The organism is Rahnella sp. R3(2024), from assembly GCF_042920125.1.
GTDB lineage: Bacteria > Pseudomonadota > Gammaproteobacteria > Enterobacterales > Enterobacteriaceae > Rahnella > Rahnella rivi.
The window spans coordinates 794,611-817,848 of sequence record NZ_JBHGBU010000001.1 but is presented as its reverse complement, the minus strand read 5'-3'; the positions used below and the strand labels follow the sequence as shown (position 1 = coordinate 817,848).

Genomic DNA, 23,238 nt, shown 5'->3' with positions numbered 1-23,238 from the left:
GTAAATTAATGCATTACTTTATGTAGGGGTTTGTTCATGGCTATTGAATCAGATGATCACAAAGTGGGGTTAATTCCGGTCACCCTGATGGTGTCCGGGAATATCATGGGCTCGGGAGTTTTCCTCCTGCCGGCCAACCTGGCGTCCACTGGCGGGGTAGCGATATATGGCTGGCTGGTGACGATTATTGGCGCGCTGGCGCTGTCGATGGTGTACGCCAAAATGTCATCGCTTGATGACAGTGCAGGGGGCTCCTACGCCTATGCGCGCAGGGCATTTGGCCCCTATCTGGGTTATCAAACCAACCTGCTTTACTGGCTGGCGTGCTGGGTCGGTAACATCGCGATGGTGGTGATCGGCGTTGGTTATCTCAGCTACTTCTTCCCTATTTTAAAAGAGCCGCTGGTTCTGACCTTCACCTGCGTTGCCGTGCTGTGGTTGTTCGTCATTCTCAACATTGTCGGTGCGAAGATGATCACCCGTGTTCAGGCCGTCGCGACGGTGCTGGCGCTGATCCCGATTCTGGCGATCGCCATTTTTGGCTGGTTCTGGTTCAAAAGTGATACTTACATGGAGGCCTGGAACGTCAGTGGAAAAAGCACCTTTGGCGCGATTCAAAGCACCCTGAGCGTGACGCTGTGGTCATTTATCGGCGTAGAGAGCGCCTCGGTCGCCGCGGCGGTGGTGAAAAACCCGAAACGCAACGTGCCGATTGCCACCATCGGCGGCGTGCTGATTGCTGCGGTCTGTTACGTGCTCTCGACCACCGCGATCATGGGCATGATCCCGAATGCGGCGCTGCGCCTCTCCACGTCGCCGTTCGGTGATGCCGCAAGGATGGCAATGGGCGAAACGGCAGGGGCCATCGTCACCTTCTGCGCCGCTGCGGGGTGTCTGGGCTCACTCGGTGGCTGGACGTTACTTGCCAGCCAGACCGCAAAAGCCGCCGCCGATGACGGATTGTTCCCGCCGATATTTGCCAAGGTCAACAAAGAGGGGGTACCGGTCAAAGGTCTTATCGTGCTCGGTATCCTGATGACTATCTTCCAGGTATCGACCATTTCTCCGGATGCCACGGAACAGTTCGCCCTGGTTTCCTCGGTTTCCGTCATTTTCACGTTAGTGCCGTATCTGTATACCTGCGCCGCGCTGATGCTGGTCGGGCATGGTCATCTGGGCAACCGCACCGGAATGTACAGCTTTATTACGCTGATCGCCTTTGTGTATTGCGTATGGGCCGTGGTCGGCTCCGGCGCGGAAGAGGTGATGTGGTCATTCATCGCGCTGATGGTGATTACCGCGCTGTACAGCTTCAACTATAACCGTCGTCATAAAAACCCGTATCCGTTGGGCAAACCGCTTGAACTGGACTGACCGTTTTTAGCTCCCTGACATTTTGAAATTCAAGAGGAAAGGAAAGGTTATGATCGATTTAAGTCGCCATAAAAAACGTAAAGTGCTGGTGGTTGACAGCAATATTTCCGAGGTTAATACCGCGAACGGCCGCGCCGTGCGCGAACTTATCGAAGCGCTGGAAGACACCAACCTGACGGTGATCCCCGCCGTCACTTTTGAAGACGGCATCGCGACCATCACGTCTGATGCCTCTATCTGCTGCGTGTTTGTCGACTGGACCTCCGGCGGCAACGACGATGTTTCGCACAGTCAGGCGTTTGCGCTGCTGCAGGAGATCCGCCGCCGCAACAAAGGCGTGCCGGTGCTGCTGATGGCGGAGCACTCCTGTATCGACACCCTGACCCTCGATACCATGAAAATGGTCAACGAATTTGTCTGGATGCACGAGGACACCGCAGAGTTTATCGCGGCGCGCTCCGTTGCCCTGATCGATAAATATTATGACCAGCTGTTGCCGCCGTTCACCAAAGCATTGTTTCACTACACCAAATATTCTCCGGAATATTCGTGGGCGGCACCCGGTCATCAGGGCGGTGTCGCCTTTACCAAAACAGCGGTAGGGCGCGAGTTTCTCGATTTCTTTGGTGAAAACCTGTTCCGCACCGATACCGGTATCGAGCGCGGTGCGCTGGGTTCGTTACTCGATCACAGCGGTCCGATTAAAGAATCTGAAACCTACGCCGCACGGGTCTTCGGCTCGCACCAGAGCTACTCGGTGCTTAACGGCACATCGGGCTCTAACCGCGCGATCATGACGGCGGTGGTAGGCGATGGTCAGTTCGCGCTGTGTGACCGCAACTGCCATAAGTCGATCGAGCAGGGGCTGGTAATGACCGGCGGTATACCGGTCTTTTTCATCCCGACGCGCAACCGCTTTGGCATCATCGGGCCGATCCCCAAATCGCAGTTTATGGCCGAGTCCATCCAGCAGAAAATGGATGAACATCCGCTGAAAAAACTCGCCTCAGATCCGAAACCGGTTTATGCCGTCGTCACCAACTGTACTTACGACGGCATGTGCTACAACGCCAAACAGGCGCAGGATTTACTGGCGAAGAGCGTCGATAATATTCACTTCGATGAAGCCTGGTATGCCTATGCGCGCTTTAATCCGTTCTACCGCGATCGTTACGCCATGCGCGGTAATCCGGCCGATCACGACCCTGAAGGCCCGACGGTTTTCGCCACGCACTCCACCCACAAACTGCTGGCCGCGCTTTCTCAGGCTTCTTACATCCACATCCGTAACGGTAAAAAACCGGTAGAGCATTCGCGCTTCAACGAGTCCTACATGTTGCAGGCCACCACGTCGCCGTTGTACGCCATTATTGCCGCCAATGAAGTGGGCGCGGCGATGATGGACGGCAAGCAGGGCGAATCGCTGACTCAGGAAGTGATCAACGAAGCGGTCGATTTCCGCATGGCGCTGGCAAAAGTTCATGCAGCGTTCTCCGCTCAGGGCGAATGGTTCTTCTCGCCGTGGAATGCGCCGGACGTGCTGGATGTGAAAACCGGTAAAAAAATTCCGTTCATTAATGCCTCCAAAGAACAACTGACGACAGACCCGTCTTGCTGGGTGCTCAGACCGGGCGAAAGCTGGCACGGTTTTGATCAGCTCGACGACGACTGGTGCATGCTCGACCCGATCAAAGCCGGTATTCTGGCGCCGGGTATGGGCGACGACGGCAAGATGCTGGAAAACGGCATCCCTGCGGCGATGGTGACGGCATTCCTTTCTCAGCACGGCATTGTCCCTTCGCGCACCACCGATTTTATGGTGCTGTGTCTGTTTTCGGTCGGCGTGACCAAAGGCAAGTGGGGCACACTGATCAACGTTCTGCTGGAGTTCAAACAGCATTACGACGACAACAGCCCGCTGACGCTGTGCCTGCCGGATCTGGCCTCCTCCAACGCCGCGCGCTATGCCGGTATGGGGCTGAAAGATCTCTGCGACGAGATGTTCGCCTACATGAAAACCAGCCAGATGGACAAACTGCAATCCGACGCTTTCGGCAAAATCCCGACACCGGTCAAACTGCCGCGCGCTGCGTTTCAGGACCATATGGCCGGGCGCTGTGAGCATCTGACCCTCGACAAGCTGGCCGGTCGCGTCTCCGCGGTCGGCGTGATCCCTTATCCACCGGGGATCCCTATCGTCATGCCGGGTGAAAGTTTCGGTGCCAAAAACGACCCGTGGCTGAGTTATATCCGCAGCATCGCGCAATGGGGCGAGAAATTCCCCGGCTTCGAAAAAGAACTCGAAGGGGCAGAGTTCAAAGACGGCCAGTACCACATCTGGGTGCTGAAAGAGTAGCGTCTGTTTTTTCACCGGCAAGCGGAAAGTGGTATGAGATAAAAGTATTGCGGGATACGCCGCAACCCGATGACGAGGCTCTGTATGAGCCTCGTTTTTTTTGCGCGACATCCCGGAGAAATCATTTTTGCGCTGGCAGGAGAGAATTTCTTCGGGTAACGTCAGCGCATCTTGTTCAGCGAAGAATAACCATGTTGATAGCAGCGTTCGGCACAGTCGTTAAACCTTTTTTACGTGACAGATTTTTGCATCTGTTAATTCTGCTTGGCGTCATTCTGACCGTGTTCCAGCCGGAGAAAATCACTCAGTTTCCGCAGTTTGTTGACTGGAACACCATCGTCACGTTGCTCGGTTTACTGATGCTGACCAAGGGCGTGGAGGTCAGCGGCTATTTTGATTTTGTGGGCCGAAAGATGATTAACGCCATCGACAATGAGCGGTGGCTGGCCCTGTTTCTGGTGATGGCGGCGGCGGTGCTTTCAACGTTTATGACCAATGACGTTGCGCTGTTCATCGTGATACCGCTGACGATTACGCTAAAAAAACTGACATCGCTGCCGGTGACCCGGCTGATCATTTTCGAAGCGCTGGCGGTGAATGCCGGATCCCTGCTCACGCCTATCGGCAATCCGCAAAACATCCTGTTGTGGAATAAGTCCGGGCAGTCATTTTTGCATTTTATCGGGCAGATGGCGCCGCTGGCGCTGGTGACGCTGGCTGCATTGTTGCTGGTGACGTGGTTTTGTTTTCCGTCGCACAGCCTGAAAAAGCTTGAAAGTAATCAGGGATATCCTTTCCGTAAACGGCTGCTTTTCAGCTGCGCAGTGCTGTATGTGGTGTTCATCGCCTGTGTGGATCTGGGGCTGGCACTTTACGGTTTACTGGCCGTGATTGCGTGCTTCCTGTTGCTGGCACGCAACGTTCTGCTGCGCATCGACTGGCCGCTGATTCTGGTGTTTATCGTGATGTTTATTGATGTGCGTTTGCTGGTCGGGCTGAATGCTTTGCAGCCCGCGTTTACTCACATCCACAGTTTGCCCGATTACGGACATTATCTGCTGAGCATCGGGCTTTCACAGGTGATCAGCAACGTGCCTGCGACGATCCTGATGATCAACTATCTGCCGTCCGGCCCGCTGCTGGCTTACGCCGTTAACGCGGGAGGCTTCGGGCTGGCAATAGGTTCGCTTGCCAATCTGATTGCCCTGCGTATGGCGAATGACAAAAAGATCTGGCTCAGGTTTCATTACTACTCTTTCCCGTTCCTGCTGTTCAGCGGGCTGGCGGGGTGGTGGCTGCTGCCGCTGCTGGCGAAGTAACGGCAACGTTGATTGACGCCAGCCGGTTGACGGCTGCCGTGATTTCCGCAGGCGTCAGTGCGGAGAATCCCAGCAACCAGCCATCCTGATGCCGGGCGGCAGAGCCTGGCACATCCATAAATAACGGCGACAGGCGGGGTGTTTCCACCCCTGCGTGTGTAGCAAGCGTGCTCAGGTGTGACTCCTGACCAGCAGGAAGGCGGGCAGCAAGCTGTAAACCGCCAGCGGCGACCTGCGGTGTCAGCCAGCTGATTTTTTGCTTAATGTGTTCAAGCAGATGATCACGACGGCTGTGGTACAGCTGGCGGGAAAAACGCAGGTGGGCGGCGAAATGCCCGGTTTGCATGAATTCAGCGGTCACCGCCTGCATCAGCTGTGAAGAGTGTCCGTCATTCACCGTGCGCATCGTGACCATTGGCGCGACGAGGGCTGGCGGCAGCACGGCGTAGGCCAGCCGCAAAGAAGGGAATAAAACCTTTGAAAACGTGCCGAGATAAATGACCTGCTGATGTTTATCCAGTCCCTGCATGGCCGGAAGAGGGCGTCCGTCGTAATGCAGCTCGCTGTTGTAGTCGTCCTCAATGATCCAGCTGCCGTGACGCTTTGCGTAGTCAAGCAGATGCAGGCGGCGCGGCAAACTGAGGCTGACGCCGGTCGGGTAGTGATGTGACGGTGTCAGATACATCAGGCGCGGCACGGGTAAATTCGCCGCCGGCGCGATCCCTTCACCGTCAACCGCAACGGCACAAATATCCGCGCCCGCACTGGCAAACGCGTTGCGTGCACCGGGATAACCGGGCTGTTCCAGCCAGACACAATCGGCCGGGTCGATAAGCAGCATCGCCAGTAATTGCAGCGCCTGCTGCGAACTGGTGGTTATCAGGATCTGTTCTGCCGAACACACCACGCCGCGCGATTGTTGCAGATAGCTGGCGATGGCTTCGCGTAAGGGTAAATAGCCCTGCGGATCGCCATAACCCAGCAGACGCTCGCCGTGAACGCGCAATTGCCTGGCGGTCAGCTGTTTCCAGGTTTTGAGCGGGAATGCGCGCAGATCGGGCGAACCGGCGGCAAAAGCCAGCGGGAATTGCGGATCGCGGCACCCGCCGGTGGCCAAAATGGTTTGTCCACGTGCAGACAGTCTCGGAGGGCTTACGGCAATAACGGCCTGTTTGCGCGGTGCTGCGGGGCGGGGAAGGGATGCGCTGACAAAGGTGCCTTTTCCCGTTTGACGATACAGATAACCTTCCGCTTCTGTCTGGGCATACGCCGCTTCCACGGTGATGCGGGACAGGTTCAGATCAGCGGCCAGCAGGCGGGATGACGGTAATCTCTCCCCGGCAATCAGCGCACCGCTGTGAATGGCGCTGCGCAGTGCGGCACACAGGCGGTCGCGCAGCCCGGCAGGCGCTGCATGACCCCGCTCAGCGGTATCTCCGAACAAAGTGATCAAGGCGGAAGGCCGATCCGTTTTGGGCATAATGGGTCTTATCATATGGCTGAAATTGGCATCAATAATAAGACCAAAATTGGTGATGATGGAACGGCTTTTAACAAAGAAAATCTCACAGGAGAAGATATGTCGCATTCATCGTATGTTCTGGCTTTTGAGCCACCGTCACCGGAAGTCAGCGCTGCATATTTGCTGTCAAAACTGAGTTTTTACACCGACGCAGCCGATGTGGCCGCAGATTTGCAAAATGGCGTCACCGGTATTGTGGTTATTGATACCCGTTCTGCTGAATATTATGTACGCGGGCACGTGCCGGGGGCGGTGAGTTTTCCACATAAACTGATGACCGCTGAGAGCACGGCTGCCCTCAGTAAAGAGGTGGTGTATGTGACTTATTGTGACGGGATTGGCTGTAACGGTTCTACACAGGGCGCGTACAAGCTGGCTAAGCTCGGATTTCGGGTAAAAGAGATGATTGGCGGGCTGGATTTCTGGATCCGCGACCGGCATCCGCTGGCAATGGGCGAGGAGCGGGGAGACTATTCCCGTCACGTCGCCCCGCAAGATTGCGGCTGCGCCTGAGTGCTGAACCCTTGCAGGTTCAGGAGCGAAGCGGGCTTAAAACAGCGCCCAGAGTAAAAGCACAATCACCACAAAGGCGATAAACAGCAGCGGCTTGCCGCCGAGCGCCTGCATGGAAGGCGGCAACATCGCGACCAGCGGATTCATGATCGGCTGGGGATCGGTGCGCGTCGTGGTAGTGAAGTGATCATCAATCTCTTCACTGCGCGGCGTGCGATCCACGCGCTGGCTGAACAGTACGCCAATCAGGTCATTCACCTGCACCGGCGTGAGGGGCGATGATAACGTCGCGTTGAAGCGGTTTTCCACGTATTCGGTGAGCTGGCGAATTTCCTGCGTTGTGGCGGGTTGTTTAAGCACGCTCAGCAGGGTCGTCAGCGTCGGTGGCGTCGTTTGCTGACTCAGTGAGGCTTTCACCTGCATAAACTGGCTCAGCAGCTGGAAGTGTTTCGCCGGTATGGCATCGCCGACTTTCACGCCCACCAGATTGAACAGCTCCTGCCACACTTTCACCGGCGCTTCACCAGTGGCCGCACTGAGACGGGTGACCAGTTGCTGCAGGTTATTGTGTTCGGCAGGCAGCAAGGGACGATCGGTGACCGGTGTTTGCTGCGGCTGCGGAATATTCATCTGGCGTGTCTGAATGAGATCCAGCACCTGTTGCAACTGCGGGTGGGTCAGCTGGCTGAGCACGGTGTGGCCAAAACTTTGACGGATGAAATCGCTGACTGCCTGACGATTGTTGCCCTGCGGCAGCAGCTCGGTCAGTTGCAGCATCAGCTGGCGCGAAGCGTGGCTGTCCTGTGCCTGCGTCAGTTTTCCCTGCAGCAGTGTCTGCGCCTGAGGAAATTGCGACGAGGTGATCTCTGCGTCGTGCGGCAAAGCGAGGTCGTGGCGCAGGTTGGCCCAGATCTCCGCAGATTTAATCGGCGTCAGCGCCATCAGCTTTACGATCAGCTTTTCCAGCGTGGTTCGCTGCGCCGGGGTTAATGGCAGTTCGCCACCCGATTGAGCAGGAACGGTCTGACCCTGAGGCTGTGTTCTGTTGTCGCCAACCGGCATGCCCGGGCCGCTCAAAGGTTGCATATCACCGTCCTTCGCTGGAAATTAAAACGTCGCCTGAACCTGGAAGAAAAGTAAAAGCGCGGCGCAAGAGCGCAGAAGCGCCTCATCATACCTGCAAAGTTTATTAATCGACACCGTGAATGGCAGGCTGATGACTATTCTTAGAAATATTATTTATCAAAACGGGCGTTAAAAACGTCTGGCGGGGCGCGAAAGCGAAAAATCAGTCACTGCTCTGCTGATTCTCGCGTAGAGCAGTGACGTTCAGTGGCGTTATTTCTCTGCGGGAGGGCAGGCGCCGCCAAACAGCGGTTTGCGCAGCCGCTGGGCGATCACCACCCCGGCCAGCGTAATGCCGCCGCCGATAATGTGGTAACTCTGCAAATGCTCATGCAGGAACAGCACCGCGATAATGGCAGTGAAAATCGGCGACAGGTTCATGAAAATGGACGCTTTGTTGGCGCCGAGGCGGATAACGCCCTGGATCCACAAAAAGGGCGCCATGATTGAGGCCGGAATCCCCGCAAAAAGCACCAGCGGAATGTTGTGCACTGTCAGGCTGACGTCGTTTGCCAGCAGGAAGTTGGGCAGCAGCAGTAACACGCCAAAAACAATCTGCGCATACAGCGATTGCCAGTTAGGCAGCGGGATCGCCCAGCGTTTGGTCAGCACGCCATACAGTGCGTAGGCCGCCGAGGCGCAAAACATCATCAGCTCGCCTTTGCCAATCCCATGTTGCAGCAGTTGCGCCGGATCGCCCGCACTGACCAGCCACACCAGACCGGCGAAAGAAATGATGCAGCCCAGCGCGATACCGACAGTGGGCACCACGCTCAGCAGGAACAGACTGATCACCACGGTCAGCAGCGGGATCAGCGAGTTCAGTATCCCCATGAACAACGCACTGACGCTGTGTGCGGCGTAATAGGCCAGGCTTTGATAAAGCACCATCCCCAGCAGGCCGAGGATCAGCAGTTTCCACCAGTATTGTTTCACCGCCTGAAAGTTACGCAGCAGGCCGGGCAAGACAAAAGGTGTCAGTGTCAGCAGCGCCAGCAACCAGCGGTAAAAAGAAATGGCAGCAGGATCAATGGCGGTCGCGGAAGCCTTGCTGACCACGGCATTGAGTGACCAGATCAACACGGCCATCAGCGGAAAAAGTACATTCATGACAAATCATCCCTATGTAAATCGTTGCGCCAGTGTACGATTGTCTTATTTGTTATATATAACGATAATCAGACAACCCTTCGCGTAATTCAGACAACCTGCTGGCGCGCGATTTCCGTCACAGACAAAAGGCTTTTATGGCATCACCACGCGGCACGGCTCAGCGCACATCACCACTTCCACGTTACTATCCGCCGTTGCCGGAGAAAATGCCGACCACGCTGCTGTTTCGCGGCGAAGTCGTGGCAGGCAACTCGGAGTATGTGCGCCATTCGCATCCGTGGAGCCAGATTATCTGCGTCAAATCCGGTGTGCTTGCCATGCTGGTGGCCGGGCAGCGCTATCTGGCGCCGCGCGAATTTGCCATCTGGTTACCGGCGGGCACCGAGCACTCGAGTTATAACCGCAAAACGACGCGATTTTGCGCCATCGATATCGCTCCCGAACTGGACCAAAATCTGCCGTCTGCCCCCTGTCTGTTAACGCCCACTGCGATTTTTAATGCAATTGCCGATGACTGTTTTTCGCGAAAACTCACGGAACCGGAGACGGAGACAGACCTGCGTATGTGCCGCGTGTTGCTGGATCAAATCAGCCTGGCACCCCGGCAAAACACCTATCTGCCGACGTCGGAAGACAAATTGTTGTCGCAGGTGTTGAGCGCACTGGAAAAGAATCCGGCTGACAGCACGCCGCTGGCGCAATGGGCGGCAAAGATTTACACCACCGAACGGACGCTGTCGCGCCGCTGCCAGCAGGAACTGGGGATGAGTTTTGCCCAATGGCGTCAGCGGTTGCGTTTTTTACACGCTATCTCGTTACTTGAGCAGGGAAAAAATGTGCAGGACGTTGCTCACGATGTGGGATACAGCTCGTCTTCGGCGTTCATCACCATGTTCCAGCAAATTTCCGGCACCACCCCGCAGCGTTTTCGTAACGACAGGTAAAGTTGTGCCCTGAAAGTTGGGATCAACGCCACGAACGTGGCAAAATCCCTGTCTTCTTAATTTTCTATTCTTTCTTTAGGCCGTGTTGCCGGAGTCAAACGTGAAAATCCTGGTTGATGAAAATATGCCGTATGCCGTTGAGCTGTTCAGCCGGCTGGGCACTGTGCAGGCTGTTCCCGGCCGTCCTGTTCCGCAGGATGCGCTCAACGATGCCGATGCGCTGATGGTGCGTTCGGTGACCAAGGTGAACGAAAGTTTACTGACGGGCAAGCCGGTGAAATTTGTCGGTACAGCCACCGCGGGGACCGATCACGTTGATGATGCCTGGCTGGCTGCGCAGGGCATCGGTTTCTCAGCCGCTCCGGGCTGTAATGCCATTGCGGTGGTTGAATACGTGTTCTCCTCACTGCTGATCCTCGCAGAGCGCGATGGTTTCCAGCTGCGCGATAAAACCGTCGGGATTATCGGCGTGGGTAACGTCGGTTCACGCCTTAATGCCCGTCTGGAAGCGCTGGGTGTCCGCACCCTGTTATGCGACCCCCCGCGTGCCGATCGCGGTGATGAAGGGGAATTCTGGCCTCTGGAAAAACTGGTCACCGACGCCGACATTCTGACCTTCCACACGCCGCTCAACCCGTCCGGCCCTTACGCGACCTATCATCTGGTGGATGCCGATCTGCTGGCCCGCCTGCCGGCTGACCGTATTTTGATCAACGCCTGTCGTGGCGAAGTGGTGGATAACGCCGCGCTGCTCGATGCGCTGAACGGCACGAAAAAGCTGACCGCCGTGCTCGACGTCTGGGAGCCGGAGCCTGATTTATCGCTGGCGCTGCTTGAAAAAGTGGCTATCGGCACGGCACATATTGCAGGCTATAGCCTGGAAGGCAAGGCGCGCGGCACCACGCAGGTGTTTGAGGCATTCAGTCAGTTTATCGGTCAGCCGCAAACCGTGGCGCTGGCCTCGCTGTTACCGCCGCCAGAATTTGCTGAAGTCACGCTGCGCGGTGCACTGAGTGAAGCCAAACTGCTGCGTCTTATTCACTTAGTGTATGATGTGCGCCGCGATGACCGGCCTTTGCGCCGTGTCGCCGGAAAAGCGGGGGAATTCGACAAACTGCGTAAGTTCTATGAAGAGCGTCGCGAGTGGTCATCTTTACGGGTGATATGTGACGATCCGGCCACCGCGGAGATGCTGAAAAAGCTGGGCTTTACCACGCAGCCGGGCTGAGGCTTAACGCGGCCTTAAGCTTTTTCACATACAGTAATCTGATAACGATTTCGAAAGCAGGGCGGTGATCATTCATCGCCCCTTTGTATTTTGCACTTTTATTTCTGGAGAAAACCAACATGTCTGATGGCTGGAATATTGCGCTGCTTGGCGCAACGGGCGCAGTCGGTGATGCGTTACTGGAATTATTGGCTGAACGTCAGTTCCCGGTTGGTGAGCTCTTCCCGCTGGCCAGTGAGCGCAGCGCCGGTCAGACCGTGCGTTTCAATGGCAAAAGCCTGCGCGTGCAGCTGGCGTCTGAATTCGACTGGTCGCAGGTTCAGCTGGCGTTTTTTGTCGCGGGCAGCGAAGCCTCGGCACTGTACGCTGAAGAAGCGGCGAATCAGGGATGTCTGGTTATCGACAGCAGCGGCCTGTTCTCGCTGGAAAACGACATTCCTCTGGTGGTGCCGGGCGTGAACCCGGACGCGCTGTCCCATTACCGCAACCGTAATATTGTGGCCGTGGCTGACAGCCTGACCAGTCAGTTGCTGACCGCCATCAAACCGCTGACCGAACAGGCCGGTTTATCGCGTCTGCATGTGACGTCACTGCTCTCCGTGTCTGCGCTGGGTAAAGCGGCGGTGGATGATTTAGCCGGGCAAAGTGCGCGCCTGCTGAACGGTATTCCGGCAGAGGAAGGCATCTTCAGTAAGCAACTGGCGTTTAACCTGTTGCCGCTGGTGAGTGATGCAGAAGGCAGCGTGTTACAGGAACGTCGTCTGGTGGATCAGGTGCGTAAGGTCTTGCAGGACGACGGTTTGCCTATTTCTGTCAGCTGCGTGCAATCGCCGGTGTTTTACGGTCACGCGCAGGTAGTGCATCTGGAAGGTTTGCGCCCGCTCTCTGCAGACGAAGCGCGCGCGGAACTTGAACGTATCGACGATATTTCCCTGAGCGATGAAAACGATTTCCCGACCCAGGTCAGTGATGCGTCCGGTAATGCCAATCTGAGCATTGGCTGTCTGCGTAATGACTATGGCGTGCCTGAATTACTGCAATTCTGGTCAGTGGCGGATAACGTGCGTTTCGGCGGTGCCCTGATGGCGGTGGAAACCGCAGAAAAACTGATCAATGAGTACTGGTACTGATTATGTCCGACGAGGTTATTTCTGACGTCAGTGCGGCCCCGGTAGTGGGGCGCATTGCGTTAGGTATTGAGTACAACGGCAGCGCATATTTCGGCTGGCAGCGTCAGCAGGGAGCCGCCAGCGTTCAGGAATGTCTGGAGAGATCGCTGAGCCGTGTGGCCGATTCGCCGATTGTGGTGTTTTGCGCGGGGCGTACCGATGCGGGCGTCAGCGCCACCGGTCAGGTGGTCCATTTCGATACGCCGGTGATGCGTAACGATGCAGCCTGGACAATGGGCGTGAACACGCACCTGCCGAAAGACATTGCGGTACGCTGGTGTGCCAACGTCGGGGAAGATTTTCACGCCCGTTTCAGCGCCACCGCCCGCCGTTATCGTTATGTTATCTACAATCATCGCTACCGTTCGGCGATTTTGCATACCGGTGTGACGCACGTTCACATGCCGCTCGACGTGGAAAAAATGCAGTTCGCCGGTCAGGCGTTGCTGGGTGAGAACGACTTCACGTCGTTTCGCGCGTCGCAGTGTCAGTCGCGTACGCCGTGGCGCTACATGGTGCACCTGAATGTCACACGCCACGGTAATTATGTCGTGGTGGACATCAAGGCGAACGCGTTTGTGCATCATATGGTGCGCAATATTGTCGGCAGTCTGGTGGAAATTGGTGCGGGGAATCAGCCGGTGAGCTGGATGGCAGAGCTGCTGGCGGCGAAAGATCGCAATCTGGCCGCGGCGACCGGAAAAGCCGAAGGTTTGTATCTGGTTTCTGTGGATTACCCCGAGAAATTTGCATTACCCCAGGTCAATATGGGGCCGCTGTTCTTAGAAGATTAAGAACCATTGATGGTGTAAAAAAGGACGGAAATCAAATGGGTTTCATTCAGTTTGTGATCGATTTTATTCTACATATTGATGTGCATTTAGCGGAGCTGGTCGCGCAGTATGGCGCCTGGGTGTACGGGATTTTGTTCCTGATCCTGTTCTGTGAAACCGGCCTGGTGGTGACACCTTTCCTGCCGGGCGATTCATTACTGTTTGTCGCAGGCGCGCTTGCCGCGTTGCCGGGCAATGACCTTAACGTCCATCTGATGGTGTTCCTGATGGCGATTGCTGCCATTGTGGGCGATGCGGTGAACTATACGATCGGGCGGGTGTTCGGTGAGCGGCTGTTCAGTAACCCGGATTCGAAAATTTTCCGTCGCAGTTATTTGGACAAGACGCATAAGTTTTACGAGAAACATGGCGGCAAAACGATTATTCTGGCGCGCTTCGTGCCGATCGTCCGGACATTTGCGCCGTTTGTCGCGGGCATGGGGCATATGTCTTATCGTCATTTCGCTGCGTATAACGTGATTGGTGCGTTAGTTTGGGTGCTGCTGTTTACCTATGCTGGATACCTTTTCGGCGATCTTCCGATCGTTCAGGAAAATCTGAAATTACTGATCGTCGGCATCATTGTGGTTTCCATCCTGCCGGGTGTGATTGAAATCTGGCGGCACAAACGCGCAGCGGCGAAAGAGAAACGTCATCAGGGGTGATCCCGTGACAATTTTTATCAATTAACAGGATATTGACGGTCATTAAACCCGCAGACTCACCAGTTTTTTATCCACAGTCTCTGGCTGTTATGGTTTAATGAGCGACAATTTATGGTCTGTTCCTGCGAACAACCCTTCTGTGATGCGGCGTGTGAGGTTTTTTATCACGCCGGACACAGACATTTTTGGGTAGGTTTCAGGGGACTTGTTACTGCATGAACAGCGGACTGGCTTTGGCCGGGTTCAAACAGAAAGGTTATCGATGAGCTGGATTGAACGAATTCTTAGTAAGAGCACTGACTCGCAAACCCGTAAGGCAAGCATTCCTGAGGGCGTCTGGACTAAATGTGACAGCTGCGGACAGGTACTTTACCGCGCCGAGCTCGAGCGCAACCTCATGGTTTGCCCTAAGTGCGACCACCATATGCGTATGTCTGCGCGTATGCGTCTGTCCACTTTCATGGACGAGGGCAGTGAGGTTGAATTAGGTAGCGAGCTTGAGCCTAAAGATGTTCTGAAGTTTAAAGATTCCAAAAAATACAAAGATCGTCTGGTTGCTGCACAAAAAGAAACCAACGAAAAAGACGCGATGGTTGTTATGAAAGGCACGCTGTTTGGTATGCCGATCGTAGTGGCGTCGTTTGAGTTTGCGTTCATGGGCGGTTCCATGGCGTCAGTGGTCGGGGCTCGTTTCGTCCGTGCCGTTGAACAGGCCATGGAAGATAACTGCCCGCTGGTGTGTTTCTCAGCCAGTGGCGGCGCACGTATGCAGGAAGCGCTGATGTCGCTGATGCAGATGGCGAAAACCAGTGCGGCGTTGGCGAAATTGCAGGAACGCGGCTTGCCGTACATTTCTGTGCTGACTGACCCGACCATGGGCGGCGTTTCTGCCAGCCTGGCGATGCTGGGTGATATCAACGTGGCTGAGCCAAAAGCCCTGATTGGTTTTGCCGGCCCGCGCGTTATCGAGCAGACCGTACGTGAAAAACTGCCTGCTGGTTTCCAGCGCAGTGAATTCCTGATTGATAAAGGCGCGATCGATATGATCGTCCGTCGCCCGGATCTGCGTGCCAAGTTGGGCAGCGTTCTGGCGAAGCTCACCGGACAACCTGAGCCACGTGTGGCTGAGGTGCCGGCTGCGGTCAACGGCTCTGCCGCTGACAATCATCAGGATGCCTGATCGATCAGAGTAAAAGCCGGTCAGTTGTTCAGGGCGGCCACTCATCGTTGTGCCGCCCAAGCTGTCGCCGTCAAGCTGTTATCGCTCAGGACTGGCAGGCCGTGCTTTTACTCTTTCAGCAGTATCTGAAAAAGAGGGCATTGCCTGCTGTCACAGTCTGGTGATGTAGTGTCGAAGTGAACCTAATGCAGGTTGAACGGGGCTCATGCAAAATCAACTTATCCCTCAAGCCACGTCGCCTTTGGCCACGTGGCTTTATTATCTCGAACATCTCCATTCTCAGGCGATTGAACTCGGCCTTAGCCGCGTCAGCGCAGTCGCCACCCAACTCGATTTACTGACACCTGCGCCGCTGGTCTTTACCGTGGCCGGTACCAATGGCAAAGGCACCACCTGCGCCACGCTGGAATCGATTCTGATGGCGGCGGGTTACCGTGTCGGCGTTTACAGTTCTCCTCATCTGGTGCGATACACCGAGCGCGTGCGTATTCAGGGCGACGAGTTACCCGAAGCGGCACACTGCGCCTCTTTCGCGCAGCTTGAAGCCGGGCGCGGCGATATCTCTCTGACCTATTTCGAGTACGGCACTTTATCTGCTTTGCAGCTGTTTAAGCAGGCTAAGCTGGATGTGGTGATCCTCGAAGTCGGGCTGGGCGGTCGTCTGGATGCCACCAATATTGTTGATGCCACGGTTGCCGTGGTGACCAGCATCGCGCTGGATCACACGGACTGGCTGGGGTCAGACCGCGAAAGCATTGGCCGCGAAAAGGCCGGTATTTTCCGTTCGGGCAAACCGGCGGTGGTCGGTGAGCCGGATATGCCGCAGTCGATTGCGGATGTGGCGCAGGAAAAAAATGCCGATCTCTTCCGTCGTGACAGCCAGTGGCATTTTACCGCTGGTTCTGACAGCTGGCGCTGGGCGGCGTTGCAGGAAGGGGCGGAAACCACCGTTCTGGAGGCTCTGCCGTTGCCAAACGTTCCCTTAGCCAACGCGGCGACGGCACTGGCAGCCCTGCATTATTCGCCGCTGGAGATCCCGCCTGAGGCGTTGCGCAGTGGCCTGACGCGTGCGGCGCTGCCGGGGCGATTCCAGACCGTGAGCGAATCACCGCGCCTGATCCTCGACGTGGCGCATAACCCACACGCTGCTGCCTATCTGGCCGGGCGTTTGGCTGAACAGCCACGCCATGGCGGGAAAGTACGGGCCGTCGTCGGCATGTTGTCAGATAAAGATATTGCCGGTACGCTGGCGTGTCTGTCCCCGCAGGTGGATGAATGGTATTGCGCGCCGCTTGAAGGCCCGCGCGGTGCCAGCGCTGAAGAACTGACGGCGCATCTGCCCGCGGCGCGTCAGTTTACGGATGTGGAGTCAGCCTGGAAGCAGGCCATGCAGGAGGCGGCTCCTCAGGATATTGTGATCGTCTGCGGTTCGTTTCATACCGTCGCTCACGTAATGGATGCTTTAGATACGGGGAAAACCAGTGGCAAGTAAGTTTCAAAATCGCCTGGTCGGTACGGTCATTCTGGTGGCGCTGGGCGTCATCATTTTGCCCGGATTACTCGACGGCAAGAAAAAACATTACGAAGACGAATTTGCGTCGATCCCATTGGTGCCAAAAGCGGGTGATGTCGAGGAGCAGGATTCGGTACCGCCGGTGACGCAGTCGCTGCCTGCTCAGGCGCCTGAAGGCGCAGATCAGTCGATGCATGGCGCACCGGAATCTGACAATTCCGCGACCAATACCACGGCGGCCAATCGTGGCGCGGTGGCACCGGGGAATACCACGGTAGAAACGCCACCTGCAACGACGCTGCCAGAGCAGAAAAAAACGGTGCAACCAACGCGTACCGAACCTGCGAAGCAGAAACCGGTTGAGCAAAAGCCAGTGGTTCAGAAGCCTAAGACGATCGAGCCTAAACCGATGGTCGAAGCACCGCCTGTCGTCAAACAGAAACCGGTTGAACAGCCTAAACCGGCAGAGCAACCGAAAGCCGCAGAACAGCCGAAGCCGGCGCAGGAAGAAAAAGCGCCGGCGGGGCAGTCGTATGTTGTGCAGCTGGGGGCGTTGAAAAATGCCGCCAAAGCCAATGAGATCGTGGCGAATCTGCGACTCTCCGGTTTCCGTGCCTACACGGTTCCGTCAACGCCGGTACAGGGGCAGATAACGCGCCTCTACGTCGGGCCGGATGCCTCCAGGCAGAAGCTCGAAGCCTCGTTGCCGCAGTTGCAACAGCTCAGCGGATTAGGCGGCCAGGTTCGGGCTTACTCTGCACACTGACGTTACTCCTCCCCTTTGCCGGGGAGGGAACTGATAAAACATAAAAAATACCAGGGAGGGCACAAGCGATTTGTGCCCTTTTTCTATAAGATCCTCAGGTTGGGTTTTTATAGGGTTATGCTGCGATTGAGGTTTTTTTAATCGCTATTATTAATTTGTCTGACCGGCAGATTTCCCCTACGCAAACGTTTTCTTTTTCTGTTAGAATTCGCAGCGATTTGGATGCCGGGGTAGACGTGACTGGATTAGACACTGGAATAGTTAATGGTCTGGATTGATTACGTCATCATTGCGGTTATCGGATTTTCTGCATTAGTCAGTTTGATTCGTGGCTTTGTTCGTGAGGCTTTATCACTGGTAACCTGGGCTTGCGCCTTCTTCGTTGCCAGTCATTATTACCCTTACCTCGCCATCTACTTCACGCGTTTCGAAGATGAGTTAGTTCGAAACGGGATCGCAATTGCCATCTTGTTCATCGCGACGTTGATCGTAGGTGCAATTGTCAACTATGTGATTGGTTCGCTGGTGGAAAGAACCGGATTGTCCGGCACAGACAGGGTGTTAGGTGTGTGCTTCGGCGCGCTGCGCGGGGTGTTGATTGTCTCCGCGATGCTGTTCTTCCTGGATACTTTTACCGGCTTCTCACAAAGTGAAGACTGGAAGCAATCCCAGTTGATCCCACAGTTCAGTTATATCATCAGGTGGTTCTTTGACTACCTGCAGAGCACGTCGAGTTTCTTGCCAAAACATCTTTAGTTTTGGCAGCGCTGAAGAGGAAAAGACAACATGTGCGGTATTGTCGGTATCGCCGGTTTCATGCCGGTAAACCAGTCGATTTATGACGCGTTAACGGTGTTACAACACCGTGGGCAGGATGCCGCAGGCATCGTCACCATTGATGCCAATAATAACTTCCGTTTACGGAAAGCGAATGGCCTGGTGAAGGATGTTTTCGAAGCCCGCCATATGCAACGCTTGCAAGGCAACATGGGCATCGGCCATGTTCGCTACCCAACGGCTGGCAGTTCCAGCGCTTCAGAAGCTCAACCTTTTTACGTCAACTCTCCGTTCGGCATCACCCTGGCCCATAACGGTAACCTGACCAATGCCCATGAACTGAGAAGCAATCTGTTCGAAGGCCAGCGTCGCCATGTCAACACGACTTCTGATTCTGAAGTCCTGCTGAATATCCTGGCCAGCGAGCTGGATCGTTTCCAGCATTATCCGCTCGAAGCTGACAACATTTTCGCTGCCGTGTCGGCGGTGAACCTGAAAATCCGTGGTGCTTATGCCTGCGTGGCGATGATCATCGGTCACGGCATGTTAGCTTTCCGTGACCCGCATGGCATCCGCCCGCTGGTGATCGGCAAACGTACGTTGGAAGATGGCCGCAATGAGTACATGGTGGCGTCTGAGAGCGTGGCGTTAGATACACTGGGCTTTGAGTTCCTGCGTGATGTGGCGCCGGGCGAAGCGGTGTACATCACCGAAAAAGGCCAGCTGTTTACCCGCATGTGTGCTGAGAATCCGCAGTACAATCCGTGCCTGTTCGAGTACGTGTATTTCGCACGTCCTGATTCGTTCATTGACAAAATTTCCGTCTACAGCGCCCGTGTTCGTATGGGTGAAAAGCTGGGCGCGAAGATTGCCCGTGAATGGGAAGATCTGGATATCGACGTGGTGATCCCTATCCCGGAAACCTCATGTGATATCGCGCTGGAAATTGCGCGCATCCTGGATAAACCGTACCGTCAGGGTTTTGTGAAAAACCGTTATGTTGGCCGTACATTTATCATGCCGGGTCAGCAGGAACGTCGTAAATCTGTGCGTCGCAAACTTAATGCTAACCGCGCTGAGTTTCGTGATAAGAACGTGTTGCTGGTGGATGACTCCATCGTGCGCGGCACCACGTCTCAGCAAATCGTTGAGATGGCGCGTGAAGCGGGGGCAAGACGTGTGTATCTGGCTTCAGCGGCACCGGAAATTCGTTTCCCGAACGTCTACGGCATCGATATGCCAAGTGCCAACGAACTGATTGCGCATGGCCGTGAAGTCAGCGAAATCAACCAAATCATCGGTGCCGATGCGTTGATCTTCCAGGACCTGAGCGATTTGATCGCCGCAGTGAAAGAAGACAACAGCGATATCGAGAAATTTGAGTGTTCAGTATTCGACGGTATTTACGTCACGAAAGACGTTGACCAGAATTACCTGGAATACCTCGAAGCCCTGCGCAACGACGACGCTCAGGCGTTACGTGGTCAGCAGGAAGCTGAAAACCTCGAGATGCACAACGAAGGCTGATAAGCGCGTTGCTGACATGATATAAAGCGCGCCCCTCCTGTGAACACACAGGTCGGGCGCGTTTTTTTATGCCTGAATGTATGTCAGTATTAGCACCGTCCGGGTTCATTCTTCTAAGGCAGTGTTCATGAAACGACTTATTGTCGGTATTTCAGGCGCCAGCGGCGCAATTTACGGTGTCCGGCTGTTGCAGGTGTTAAAAAGCGTACCGGATGTCGAAACCCATCTGGTGATGAGTAATGCCGCACGGCAGACGCTGACTCTGGAAACCGATCTGACGCTGCGCGACGTGCAGGCCATGGCCGATGTGGTTCATGATTCCCGCGATATCGCCGCCAGTATTTCTTCCGGATCCTTTAAAACCGCCGGAATGGTGATTTTACCCTGTTCGATCAAAACCTTGTCCGGCATCGTGAACAGCTATACCGACGGATTACTGACCCGCGCAGCAGACGTGGTGCTTAAAGAAAGCCGCCGTCTGGTGCTCTGTGTCCGCGAAACGCCGCTGCATCTTGGCCACCTGCGCCTGATGACTCAGGCCGCTGAGCTCGGAGCCATCATCATGCCGCCGGTTCCGGCGTTCTATCATCGCCCGACGTCGGTGGAAGATATCATCGATCAGACCGTTAACCGCGTCATCGATCAGTTCGATATTGAGTTGCCGGAAGACCTGTTTGTTCGATGGCAGGGCAGCCACTGAGTTTTCTCCCCCCTGTACGCACTTATTTCTAGCATTTCACTAACAATGCACCAACGCTGATCACAATTTGATTCATTCTGGTGCATTGTTAACGGGCGCTTACGCTATCCTTTCCTCAGACCTCTGAATACTTTCATATTCCTGATGATTTTTTGACCGGTTTTCACTCTCTTAACGGGGAATTTGCCCTCGCTAAGAAACGGCACGAAACGTGCATGAGAGAATCTGGCAAAAAAGCCATTTGCATCGTTCAGCAAACTATAAAAAGACGTTCATTCACGCACACGCAACCACAACAGATGAATAATCACTGAGGCTAATGTATGAAAAAGTTGTTCAAGGTTCTTCCGCTGGTTTTGGTCTTAGCCAGCGCAGGTAGTGCGTTCGCTGCCGCACCTAAAGCAATTAATATCGGTACTGATCCGACGTATGCCCCATTTGAATCAAAGGATTCCAGCGGCAAGCTGGTAGGTTTTGATATCGATCTCGCTAACGAAATGTGTAAACGCGCTGCAATTAAATGCACGTATGTCGAAAGTGATTTCGACGCACTGATCCCTTCCCTGAAAGCCAAAAAAATTGATGCGATCATTTCCTCATTGTCCATCACTGAAAAACGCCAGCAGGAAATTGATTTCACAGAGAAATTGTACGCCGCCAACGCCCGTCTGATCGCGCCTAAAGGCTCTAAAGTTCTGCCTGAACTGGACGCGCTGAAAGGCAAAAACGTCGGTGTATTGCAGGGTTCCACCCAGGAAGCCTATGCCAACGCCATGTGGCAGCCAAAAGGCATCAACGTTGTGGCCTACCAGAACCAGGATCTGATTTATGCGGATCTGGCTTCTGGCCGTCTTGATGCCGCGTTCCAGGACGAAGTGGCAGGCAGCGAAGGCTTCCTGAAACAGTCTGCAGGTAAAGAATACGCGTTCGCGGGTCCGTCTGTTAAAGACGATAAATTCTTCGGCGTGGGTACCGGCATGGGTCTGCGTAAGACCGATACGGATCTGAAAGCCGCGCTGAACAAGGCGTTTGACAGCATGCGTAAAGACGGTACTTACGACAAGCTGGCGAAGAAATACTTCGACTTTGACGTATACGGCGGCTAATTGCGCGCTGTGTGATGTGCCACAGGGGGCGGTGCGCTGCTCCCTGAGGTTCTGACGCGCGCCGTTTTCTGGCCGCGCCGGGATCCTTTCAGACAGGAAAAAACCATGCTGTATGGGTATTCCCAGGTAATCATCCAGGGCACGTTGGTGACACTGGAACTGGCGATTTCGTCAGTTGTTTTAGCGCTGGTGATAGGGCTTATCGGGGCGGGTGGGAAGCTGTCAAAAAGCCGGGTTATTTCTGGTTTCTTTGGGTGTTACACCACGCTTATCCGCGGCGTACCTGATCTGGTGTTGATGTTATTGATTTTTTACGGCTTGCAGATTGCACTCAACAGCGTCACCGAATCTCTCGGGATGACGCAAATTGATATCGACCCGATGAGCGCCGGTATCATCACACTCGGTTTTATCTATGGTGCGTATTTCACCGAGACATTTCGCGGCGCGTTTATGGCCGTTCCCCGCGGGCAGATTGAAGCGGCCACCGCTTATGGTTTCACCGGCTCACAAATTTTCCGCCGTATCCTCTTCCCGGCCATGATGCGTTTCGCGTTGCCTGGTATCGGTAACAACTGGCAGGTGATTTTAAAAGCCACCGCGCTGGTGTCACTGCTCGGCCTGAATGATGTGGTGAAAGCAACGCAGCTGGCAGGAAAGGGCACCTATCAGCCGTTCTATTTTGCGATTGTGGCGGGTGTGGTGTATTTGGTCTTTACCACGCTGTCGAACGGCGTGCTGTTATGGCTTGAACGCCGTTATTCGCTGGGTGTGAAGAGGGCTGAGCTATGATCGAAATCCTCCAACAATATGGCTGGTCGCTGCTGTACAGCGATGGCTACCGTTTCACCGGGCTGGCGATCACCCTGTGGTTACTGATCAGCTCCGTGGTGATCGGCGGATTGCTGGCGGTGCCCATGGCCGTCGGGCGCGTGTCGTCTAATAAATTAATCCGCTATCCGATCTGGTTATACACCTACATTTTTCGTGGCACTCCGCTGTATGTGCAACTGCTGGTGTTCTACTCCGGCATGTACAGCCTGGAGATCGTGCGCGGCACGGACTTCCTGAATGCGTTCTTTCGCAGCGGTCTGAACTGCACGATCCTGGCGCTGACGCTCAACACCTGTGCGTACACCACTGAGATATTTGCCGGTGCCATCCGGTCAGTGCCTCACGGTGAAATCGAAGCCGCGAACGCCTACGGATTTTCGCGTTTTAAACTCTATACCTGCATTATTTTGCCTTCGGCGTTACGCACGGCGCTGCCGGCTTACAGTAACGAAGTCATTCTGATGCTGCACTCCACCGCCCTGGCGTTTACCGCCACCGTGCCGGATGTGCTGAAAATTGCCCGCGATATTAATTCGGCGACGTATCAGCCGTTTTACGCCTTCGGGATCGCGGCGGTGATTTATCTTTGTGTTTCTTTTGTTCTGATTGGTCTGTTCCGTAAGGCGGAAAAACGCTGGCTGGCGCATGTGAAGCCCCAGTCTGCTCATTAAAAA

The 23,238-nt window shown here is 55.0% G+C and carries 21 protein-coding genes; 18 read left to right on the top strand and 3 right to left on the bottom strand.

Annotated elements, in window-relative coordinates:
* Window positions 1-36 precede the first annotated feature (36 nt).
* From adiC to ABSH60_RS03460, 3 genes are all read left to right on the top strand, one after another.
* Window positions 37-1,374 carry an arginine/agmatine antiporter gene (gene adiC, locus ABSH60_RS03470; RefSeq protein WP_056782139.1) on the top strand — a complete coding sequence of 446 codons (1,338 nt, stop codon included), beginning with the start codon at window positions 37-39 and terminating at the stop codon, window positions 1,372-1,374.
* 49 nt (window positions 1,375-1,423) lie between these two features.
* Entirely contained in the window at window positions 1,424-3,730 is a 2,307-nt protein-coding gene (locus ABSH60_RS03465; protein ID WP_056782141.1) for an Orn/Lys/Arg decarboxylase N-terminal domain-containing protein, read from the top strand.
* A gap of 191 nt (window positions 3,731-3,921) precedes the next feature.
* A complete protein-coding gene (locus ABSH60_RS03460) occupies window positions 3,922-5,049 on the top strand; it encodes an SLC13 family permease (RefSeq protein WP_390972706.1) in 1,128 nt (375 codons plus the stop codon).
* Here ABSH60_RS03460 and ABSH60_RS03455 read toward each other — a convergent pair.
* A complete protein-coding gene (locus ABSH60_RS03455; protein WP_390975669.1) occupies window positions 5,003-6,544 on the bottom strand; it encodes an aminotransferase class I/II-fold pyridoxal phosphate-dependent enzyme in 1,542 nt (513 codons plus the stop codon). The genes ABSH60_RS03460 and ABSH60_RS03455 overlap by 47 nt on opposite strands.
* An 84-nt stretch (window positions 6,545-6,628) precedes the next feature.
* Here ABSH60_RS03455 and ABSH60_RS03450 point away from each other — a divergent pair, with 84 nt between their 5' ends.
* Window positions 6,629-7,084, top strand: coding sequence for a rhodanese-like domain-containing protein (locus ABSH60_RS03450; RefSeq protein ID WP_390972705.1), 456 nt, complete (start codon window positions 6,629-6,631; stop codon window positions 7,082-7,084).
* Between the two features lie 36 nt (window positions 7,085-7,120).
* On the opposite strand, the gene flk is transcribed toward ABSH60_RS03450, so the two are convergent.
* Both flk and ABSH60_RS03440 read right to left on the bottom strand, forming a co-directional pair.
* Window positions 7,121-8,170 (bottom strand): flagella biosynthesis regulator Flk, encoded by a 1,050-nt coding sequence (gene flk / locus ABSH60_RS03445; RefSeq protein ID WP_122097525.1) that lies wholly within the window; start codon window positions 8,168-8,170, stop codon window positions 7,121-7,123.
* A gap of 252 nt (window positions 8,171-8,422) precedes the next feature.
* Entirely contained in the window at window positions 8,423-9,319 is an 897-nt protein-coding gene (locus ABSH60_RS03440; protein WP_390972703.1) for an EamA family transporter, read from the bottom strand.
* Between the two features lie 137 nt (window positions 9,320-9,456).
* Between ABSH60_RS03440 and ABSH60_RS03435 the strand changes: the two genes are divergently transcribed.
* From ABSH60_RS03435 to ABSH60_RS03370, 14 genes are all read left to right on the top strand, one after another.
* Entirely contained in the window at window positions 9,457-10,266 is an 810-nt protein-coding gene (locus ABSH60_RS03435) for a helix-turn-helix domain-containing protein (RefSeq protein WP_072158209.1), read from the top strand.
* 100 nt (window positions 10,267-10,366) lie between these two features.
* Window positions 10,367-11,494, top strand: a complete 1,128-nt coding sequence (gene pdxB / locus ABSH60_RS03430; RefSeq protein ID WP_390972701.1) for a 4-phosphoerythronate dehydrogenase PdxB — start codon at window positions 10,367-10,369, stop codon at window positions 11,492-11,494.
* A 119-nt stretch (window positions 11,495-11,613) separates the two neighbouring features.
* Window positions 11,614-12,624 carry an aspartate-semialdehyde dehydrogenase gene (locus ABSH60_RS03425; RefSeq protein WP_390972700.1) on the top strand — a complete coding sequence of 337 codons (1,011 nt, stop codon included), beginning with the start codon at window positions 11,614-11,616 and terminating at the stop codon, window positions 12,622-12,624.
* A gap of 2 nt (window positions 12,625-12,626) precedes the next feature.
* Window positions 12,627-13,457 (top strand): tRNA pseudouridine(38-40) synthase TruA, encoded by an 831-nt coding sequence (gene truA / locus ABSH60_RS03420; RefSeq protein ID WP_390972698.1) that lies wholly within the window; start codon window positions 12,627-12,629, stop codon window positions 13,455-13,457.
* Window positions 13,458-13,492: 35 nt separating this feature from the next.
* Window positions 13,493-14,161: a DedA family protein gene (locus ABSH60_RS03415; protein ID WP_217204534.1), complete on the top strand. Its 669-nt coding sequence runs from the start codon at window positions 13,493-13,495 to the stop codon at window positions 14,159-14,161.
* Window positions 14,162-14,423: 262 nt separating this feature from the next.
* Entirely contained in the window at window positions 14,424-15,341 is a 918-nt protein-coding gene (gene accD / locus ABSH60_RS03410) for an acetyl-CoA carboxylase, carboxyltransferase subunit beta (protein ID WP_390972696.1), read from the top strand.
* 205 nt (window positions 15,342-15,546) lie between these two features.
* Window positions 15,547-16,833 carry a bifunctional tetrahydrofolate synthase/dihydrofolate synthase gene (gene folC / locus ABSH60_RS03405; RefSeq protein ID WP_390972694.1) on the top strand — a complete coding sequence of 429 codons (1,287 nt, stop codon included), beginning with the start codon at window positions 15,547-15,549 and terminating at the stop codon, window positions 16,831-16,833.
* The gene (dedD, locus tag ABSH60_RS03400) at window positions 16,823-17,620 is read left to right on the top strand and encodes a cell division protein DedD (RefSeq protein WP_056782168.1); all 798 of its coding nucleotides are present in this window, start codon (window positions 16,823-16,825) and stop codon (window positions 17,618-17,620) included. The genes folC and dedD overlap by 11 nt, the downstream gene beginning before the upstream one ends.
* Before the next feature lie 264 nt (window positions 17,621-17,884).
* Window positions 17,885-18,376 carry a colicin V production protein gene (gene cvpA, locus ABSH60_RS03395; RefSeq protein WP_034791821.1) on the top strand — a complete coding sequence of 164 codons (492 nt, stop codon included), beginning with the start codon at window positions 17,885-17,887 and terminating at the stop codon, window positions 18,374-18,376.
* A gap of 30 nt (window positions 18,377-18,406) precedes the next feature.
* Window positions 18,407-19,924 (top strand): amidophosphoribosyltransferase, encoded by a 1,518-nt coding sequence (gene purF, locus ABSH60_RS03390; protein ID WP_056782171.1) that lies wholly within the window; start codon window positions 18,407-18,409, stop codon window positions 19,922-19,924.
* A 127-nt stretch (window positions 19,925-20,051) separates the two neighbouring features.
* A complete protein-coding gene (locus ABSH60_RS03385; RefSeq protein ID WP_390972692.1) occupies window positions 20,052-20,624 on the top strand; it encodes a UbiX family flavin prenyltransferase in 573 nt (190 codons plus the stop codon).
* Between the two features lie 323 nt (window positions 20,625-20,947).
* A complete protein-coding gene (argT, locus tag ABSH60_RS03380; protein ID WP_056782177.1) occupies window positions 20,948-21,730 on the top strand; it encodes a lysine/arginine/ornithine ABC transporter substrate-binding protein ArgT in 783 nt (260 codons plus the stop codon).
* Window positions 21,731-21,835: 105 nt separating this feature from the next.
* Window positions 21,836-22,522 (top strand): histidine ABC transporter permease HisQ, encoded by a 687-nt coding sequence (locus ABSH60_RS03375; protein WP_056782180.1) that lies wholly within the window; start codon window positions 21,836-21,838, stop codon window positions 22,520-22,522.
* Window positions 22,519-23,235 (top strand): ABC transporter permease, encoded by a 717-nt coding sequence (locus ABSH60_RS03370; protein WP_056782183.1) that lies wholly within the window; start codon window positions 22,519-22,521, stop codon window positions 23,233-23,235. Before ABSH60_RS03375 ends, ABSH60_RS03370 begins: the two co-directional genes overlap by 4 nt.
* Window positions 23,236-23,238 lie beyond the last annotated feature (3 nt).